6 protein-coding genes are annotated in these 6558 nt (G+C 38.6%); 2 read left to right on the forward strand and 4 right to left on the reverse strand.

Annotation, left to right across the window (positions count from 1 at the left end; genetic code table 11):
* The 3 genes from A9239_RS13040 to A9239_RS13055 form a co-directional block, all read right to left on the reverse strand.
* Nucleotides 1–1916: tetratricopeptide repeat protein (locus A9239_RS13040; protein WP_141706465.1), on the reverse strand; the 1916-nt coding region annotated here is incomplete at its 3' end.
* Nucleotides 1917–1987: 71 nt separating this feature from the next.
* Nucleotides 1988–3250 carry a CHAT domain-containing protein gene (locus tag A9239_RS13045; protein ID WP_048154939.1) on the reverse strand — a complete coding sequence of 421 codons (1263 nt, stop codon included), beginning with the start codon at nt 3248–3250 and terminating at the stop codon, nt 1988–1990.
* 461 nt (nt 3251–3711) lie between these two features.
* The gene (locus A9239_RS13055) at nt 3712–4356 is read right to left on the reverse strand and encodes a hypothetical protein (RefSeq protein ID WP_048119217.1); all 645 of its coding nucleotides are present in this window, start codon (nt 4354–4356) and stop codon (nt 3712–3714) included.
* Nucleotides 4357–5155: 799 nt separating this feature from the next.
* Here A9239_RS13055 and A9239_RS13060 point away from each other — a divergent pair.
* Nucleotides 5156–5758, forward strand: coding sequence for a co-chaperone YbbN (locus A9239_RS13060; RefSeq protein WP_230669061.1), 603 nt, complete (start codon nt 5156–5158; stop codon nt 5756–5758).
* A gap of 97 nt (nt 5759–5855) precedes the next feature.
* Nucleotides 5856–6089, forward strand: a complete 234-nt coding sequence (locus tag A9239_RS13065) for a hypothetical protein (RefSeq protein ID WP_048119210.1) — start codon at nt 5856–5858, stop codon at nt 6087–6089.
* A 147-nt stretch (nt 6090–6236) separates the two neighbouring features.
* On the opposite strand, the gene A9239_RS19945 is transcribed toward A9239_RS13065, so the two are convergent.
* Nucleotides 6237–6558: hypothetical protein (locus A9239_RS19945; RefSeq protein WP_218104612.1), on the reverse strand; the 322-nt coding region annotated here is incomplete at its 5' end.

A 6558-nucleotide genomic window follows, 5' to 3' on the forward strand; every position in this document is an offset into this window, starting at 1 on the left:
AGCTCTTCTTTAATTTTCAGTGACTGGTTATATTTTCCCATTGCTTCTTCGTAGTTGCCCTGATTCTGATAAATCATTCCAATCTGGTGCAGTGTTATTGCAGTTCCGCGTTTGTCTCCAAGTTCTTCTTTCATTTTCAGTGACTGGTTATACTTTTCCAAGGCTTCTTTATAGTTGCTCTGAAGGAAATGAACACTTCCAAGTTGATGTAGTGTTTGTGCAATTCCGCTTTTGTCCCCCAGCTCTTCTTTCATTTTCAGTGACTGGTTATACTTTTTCACTGCTTCTTCGTAGTTGCCCTGATCATAATAAATATTTCCAAGCTGGTGCAGTGTTATTGCAATTCTGCGTTTGTCCCCCAGCTCTTCTTTCAGTTTTAGAGACTTGTTATACTTTTTCACTGCTTCTTCATAGTTGCCCTGCTGATGATTAATAACTCCAAGCTGGTGTAGTGTTGTTGCAATTTCGCTTTTGTCTTCCATATCTTCAAATATTTTCAGAGCCTGCTTATACTTTTTCACTGCTTCTCCGTAATTTCCCTGAAGTAAATGAACATTTCCAAGCTGATGCAGTGCTTGTGCAGTTCCGCGTTTGTCTCCAAGTTCTTCTGCAATTTTCAGTGACTGGTTATACTTATTCACTGCCTCTTTGTAGTTGCCCTGCTCCTGATGAATAATTCCAACTTCATGGAGTATAACTGCAACCCCCTTATTATTCCCCATTTCTTCATATTTATTTTTAATTTTGTTACATATTTTTAATGCTGTTGTTAAGTCTCCAAGGCGATGGTAGATAGTTGCAAGGGTGTACTCGGCGTTTGTTTTCGTTTCTCCTAATGTCGTGTTAATAGAATCATTTAACAGATCCATTGCAAGTTTAATATGACCCCAGAGGATCAGATGATCGACTGTACTTTCTACAATTCGGGTTGCACTTTTGTAGTCTTCTGCTTGGAAGTAATAGTCGCGTGCTTTTAAATGATCCCATAGATTTCTATTCTGGGCAACTAGATTTTCGTAATATCTGGCAGCCCTGACGAGTAGCGTTTTTTTATCCAGTCCATCTTCTTTCAGTTTTTTGAGTGCGAAATCTTTTACAATTGTATGCTCTGAGTAAACACTCTTGTCATACTCCTGTTCTTTTGAAACCAGACCCCATTGGAGGAGTTTTTGTAGAGGTTCGCCGACAGCAGGACATTCATCTTTTTCATCTCCGACAATCCATGATAATGCTTCGATGGGAATGGCTTCTTCGAATATTGAAGCGCTGAGGAGCAATTTTATGGCGTCTTCGTCCAGTTTGGAAAATGACTTGTCTAGAAGGGTGAACTCAATAAGCTCTTTTTTCAAGGGTGACAGATCCAGCAGTAAATCATCTACTCTCTGAACAGCGGCATGTTTTGCAAACTGGCCTATTGTCCAGGGGTGGCCGCCTATAACATCATATATTTCCTTTTTCTTCTGAATTCCCAGATCTGCCAGTTCAGTAAAATTGTTCATAAGCCAGTTTGTCTGAGGGAAATGGAGTTCGGGAAGGGAAATGTGTTCGATTCCGGAAGCAAGCCTGCCATCAAGAGGATCGAAATCATAGCGGGTTGTTATGAGGAATTTTGTGTTTCTGGTTGTATTGTTAAGGAGATGCTGGATGAACGCTTTAAGTTCAAGGTTTTCTATGCCGTTTCTTTCTTCATTCAGACAATCTTCAAAGTTATCGAAAATGACCAGAAATCTTATCTGGTTTAGTATGTTTACCAGCAAAGAAGTTTTAACTTCAAGGGGAACCTGCTGGTTCAGAATCTGGTTCAATTCTGGCCTTCCTTTCATCAGCAAAAAACTATTGAACTTGTTCAGGATATCTTCCGGCCTGGTTGTGGGAGTAAATTTGATCCCCAGAGTGCCTTCGAAGTAATAGCCCATTTTCAACGCGAATCGAGTTGCAAGTACGGTTTTTCCAATTCCTCCAAAGCCGTGAATAATTGCAGCCCGTTTTACATCTGACTTGAAACCTTTTTCAAGAAGTCTGAGTTCTTTTTTCTGGCAACAAAACCTTTTTCCATTACCTGTAAATCCGGCATCATCATAGGTTTGAAAACGAATTCAGAAGGTTCCGGTTTTAAATTGCCCACATTAACGCAGTCGCAGTCTGAAAGATACAGTACAGGAGTTGCAAAATCAAGGCCATTACCGTTTTCTAAATTCTTCATCACGAGTCTTGCTTCTTTTAAAGCAAGGTCAACAGGTTTTCCGCTTGCAATTGCTCTGTAAAAATTGTACGCAAACTTTATGGCGACGTCATCAAGTACAGAATACTGCATTGCTACTACAGCAGGAATTCCTTTTTTGGAAAGCATACTGGCCAGATCATCAAAAGCTTCTTTATTCGAGCCTTTGGCTGATTCGCAGGAACTGAGCATCACAAGCCGGATACCTCGTTCGGAAAAAAGGTCGGAAAGAGTTTTGTTGTCAATAAGCCTTGCTTTCTGGTCTTCGTTTTCAAAAACAAGATGACCTTTGCCATCTATGCTGATCCCGTGACCTGTGAAATGGATAATATGATAATCTTGTTCGTTCAGGTAGCCTTCGACGTTTTCAAAGGTTGCATCTTCAGTAAAATCCACTTTTATTTTCTGATCTCTTTGAAGTTTGTCCACGGCTTCAAGGATAATTTCCTGTTCTTTTTCCGTGTTCAAAGGAGAAATCCTGGGGTCATCAGGACCGGAAATTATTACCAGCATTCTGAGTACGGAATCAAGGGGTTCAAGCTTTTTCTTCTTCACGCCTGCCGGTAGCCTTGAAATAAGGATGTTTCTTCTTCGAATCAGAAAATCTTCGTCGTCATAGAGGTATTCCCAGGGCAGCGCTGAAATTTCCGGAACATCTTCACCAAACCGGAGTGAAATCCTGAGTCCACTGCCATTATCTTGAACTTCCTTTATGGATTTGTTGAAATACTCCCCGAGTTGACCGGAAAATACCTTGCTGTAAAGCATTTTCCCAAATTCGATATGTGGCTCTTCTCTATCCTTTTCTTCCTGTGCCTCTGCATTTTCTTTATGTTTCTTTGGTTCTTCAGGACTTTCGGTAACTTTTTTCTCTATACTTTTAAGCATCTGAGAGAGTTTCAGGTCTTGCCTGAGTTCAAAATCATTGCTTGCTACAACATTCCCATCCTCCAGAATTGAGGCACGATATATATATGGAGATGCTTCGGGGGATCGGGTAATCTGAAAATCGAGAGAAGAGTATTCCAAAAAGATCACCGATCACTATTTGGGCTTCATAATTAATAAATTTAAAGTGTATATATCAATAAAAATAATATTTAAGACTTAAAAATGTGATTTAAAACAGAAATCCCAGCTTTAAAGGTATCAGGACTCTCAATAAAACTCACGAGAATTCAAACCGATTTTGATTCAAGTTGACGTAAAAAGAAAAAGTAGGCAATCAAAAATTCATGTTTTAATCCCTTAAAAAACTCATTGAAAACATGAAAATTAGGTTTATTAGTCTCATACTTAAATGGCAAGAGCTTACAATATAAAACTGGAAAGGGCAATTTTTCAAATCTTTCAAATCTTTCAAATTTCCAATTTTTCAATTTAATTTTGGGAAAAGCCGGTCGTGTCTGCACGACCGGTGAGAGCCTGGGGTTCTGAAATCGATTTATTCACAAAGGGGTTTCTGAAAAGATATTTCCGGTTTTACCCCTTTACTCTTTCTTTTCCAGGCAGATGAGCTCTTCGGCGTACGGCAGCGTCTCTTTTATCCAGGCGCAAAACTCTATCCACTCATCAAGCTTGTGATTGCGGCGCTGGAAGTAAATGTTTCTGAGCTCAGCGTAATTGGTTATAACGGTCCTTTTCTGCAAAAACGCGCTCGGCAGATCCTGGACGAGTTCCCTGAAAATCGCTTTCCGGTATGCGTTGTCCTCTTCACTATCCCCCTCGCGGGATTTGTAGGCTTTGATAAGGTCGTTCAGGTGTCGGATCTGGTCGTTCCTGTAATCTGTCAGGGTATCAAATGAAAAATCGTGAGGAGCAAGCTCCCTGCTGGTCAGCTTGTGCATCGTTGAAGTGGAGTTCTTTTCTGCGAATTTGTAAGTATCAAACTCTTTCCACCAGTAGAGAGGGGCTGTTAGGTCAAAACAGACTGTAATGAACCTTAAAAATTTGCCGTGCTCGTTCCCTGCAAGGGTCAGGCGCTGGGCCAGGTTCAGGTCCTTTTCCCCGAGCGTGCAGTTTCCTGCCTCATCAGGCTTACTGCTGTCCATAAGGTGCCAGGAATTCATAGGGTTCCGCATGCCGAGAATGGCATAGTAGATATTGTATGTACCGTGTAATTTCATCTTAATCATAAAAGCGCCTCTTAAACCCATTACGATAAACAATTTATAAATCTGTTTTTGTAAGTTATTGTAAATGATTCATCAATCGAGGTAATAAACAATTTATAAACCTATCCATGGCAGATAAACTAATTCGTGTAAATGGACTGATTTTAAACAAATGAACTGGTTTTAAACAAGTTGACTGATCTTAAAAAGCTACTTGGTTTAAAAAAACTAACTGTTTTTAAAAAAACTGACCAATGTTAAAAACTGAACACTGAATCCATGGGTCTGATTAGTAGCCATCGTTTTCTGAGGGGAAATTATTTAAGAAAAATAAACGCCTTTTTAACTCATGCTTTATCCTTTCAAGTATAACCTTTCTGCAACTTCCGGATATTTCTATTTGACAATGAGTAGTAACATTGTATATTATCAGTATGAGCCTGTTAGCGTGAAAAAACTTGTAATTCCATTAAATCAGAAGCCAGAAACCTTACCTTAAAGTTAACAGTTCTAATCTTGATACAACGTATTGATACAATGTTTTGGGACAAAACTTCGAGCTATTTCTTCAAGCTCTTTATGGTCTATTATAAAAATAGTTGTTGCTGAAATCACATTCAAGCTTGATCACATTCAGGCTTGATATTTTCCGATTTTTTAAAGTTTTTAATAATAAGGATAAATTGTTCGGCTGTTTTTATTTATTATCTAGCTATATACATTTATGCTCTTAAGTGGAATAAATTTTGGCTCATTATGTTAACAATATGGATGCGTTGTCCAGATAATTTTAAAAATTAATTCTTAAAACTGGCAAGAGATGTTTGCACTTACAGATTTAAAAAATCAACCGTATAAAAAAAATCAACCGTATAATATTGAAAGTAATGGAAGACCAAACATGAAGAAATCAGTTATATTACTGATCTTGCTTGTATTAGCACTCTTTACGGCTGGATGTGATGAAAAAACTCCAACAAATTCAACAAATTCAGAGGCAAACATGGAGAACAGTGTTGTGGCTATAACCCAACTGGAGCAGGTAAACACATCCCTTCAGAAAACTCCCGTCTTTGTGAAGATAGGATCTAGATGGTGTCCAGAGTGCCGGTCTTTGAAGCCCGTTCTTGATAAATTAGCGGTAGAATACCAGGGAAAAGCAACTATTGCTGCCATAGATGCAGACAAAAACCTAGAACTTGCAGAATATTTCGAAGTAGAATTTATTCCTGACTCTTTTGTGATTGTGGGCATTGAAAATGGAACATATGTCTATATGCAGGAGAATGGGAATGTCAGCACAGACAGATCTAAAGCCAGGTTTATTGGACGAAATGAGACTGACGAAGAAATGTTTAAAAAAGTTCTGGATTTTGCCCTTATTCAACAGGAAAAAACAGAAGCAAATGAAACGAAACATTAACTAATAGATTTAATCTCAACGTTTGGATATAAATCGAAAACTAAAGCTAAGGTAAAATTAAGGTTCCGAATATAAATCAAAGAGCAAGAGGATAATTATGGTTTGCCCAGTGTGTGTAGTTGGAGGAATCGGATTTGTTCTCAGTCGAGTTTTTGGGCTTCCTGATGTTTGTGTTTCTTTCGTGGTCGGGATGCTGGCGACTTCGATGTCTTACTGGGTAAATCATATCATGGCAAAAAGATGGAGAAAAGTGAAAGGTCAACTTGTAGCACTCAATCTTCTGTTAGGGATTATGTTTTTATACTCTTTAAAAATGATAGGATTGTGGTAAAGTATAAGAGGAGTACTATTTAATACTCTATTCAATTATTTTAGTTATAATCCAATTTTTCTCAGTAAAACTTCGTTCTTTTATAATTTTTATATAATCCATTTTCGGTCGTGCTGCAACTGTTGACCTGCAACCGTTAACCTGTAATCATTGCGCCGGTTGACCACGCAGAGATGGTTTGGGGACAAGACTATCAAACTCAAATGGTTTTCGTTTTTCGCTCAAGTCTTTTTTTGAAAAGCTTAGGGGTAAGTCTTTATTAAAAAGGAGTGTAACCACGTCATCCGCATGGCCCAAAAAATTAAGAAAGATCAAACATCCTGAGCTCATTAAAAATATAGCCTTTCTTATCCATAATTCAGCCCGCTTGAGCGAACGGAGTGAACGAAAAGGGCACCGTCCTCCGAGACGGTTAATTACTCTAGCCCATAATTCAGCCCTCTTGAGCAAACGAAGTGAGCGAAAAGGG

Origin of the sequence: Methanosarcina sp. A14 (assembly GCF_001729375.1) — an archaeon.
Lineage (GTDB): Archaea > Halobacteriota > Methanosarcinia > Methanosarcinales > Methanosarcinaceae > Methanosarcina > Methanosarcina barkeri.

What these genes read in the sequence shown, in the direction of transcription:
- A9239_RS13055 (WP_048119217.1), bottom strand. Translation starts at nt 4,356, where the DNA reads ATGATTAAGATGAAATTACACGGTACATACAATATCTACTATGCCATT.
- A9239_RS13065 (WP_048119210.1), top strand. Translation starts at nt 5,856, where the DNA reads ATGGTTTGCCCAGTGTGTGTAGTTGGAGGAATCGGATTTGTTCTCAGT.
- A9239_RS13060 (WP_230669061.1), top strand. Translation starts at nt 5,156, where the DNA reads ATGTTTGCACTTACAGATTTAAAAAATCAACCGTATAAAAAAAATCAA.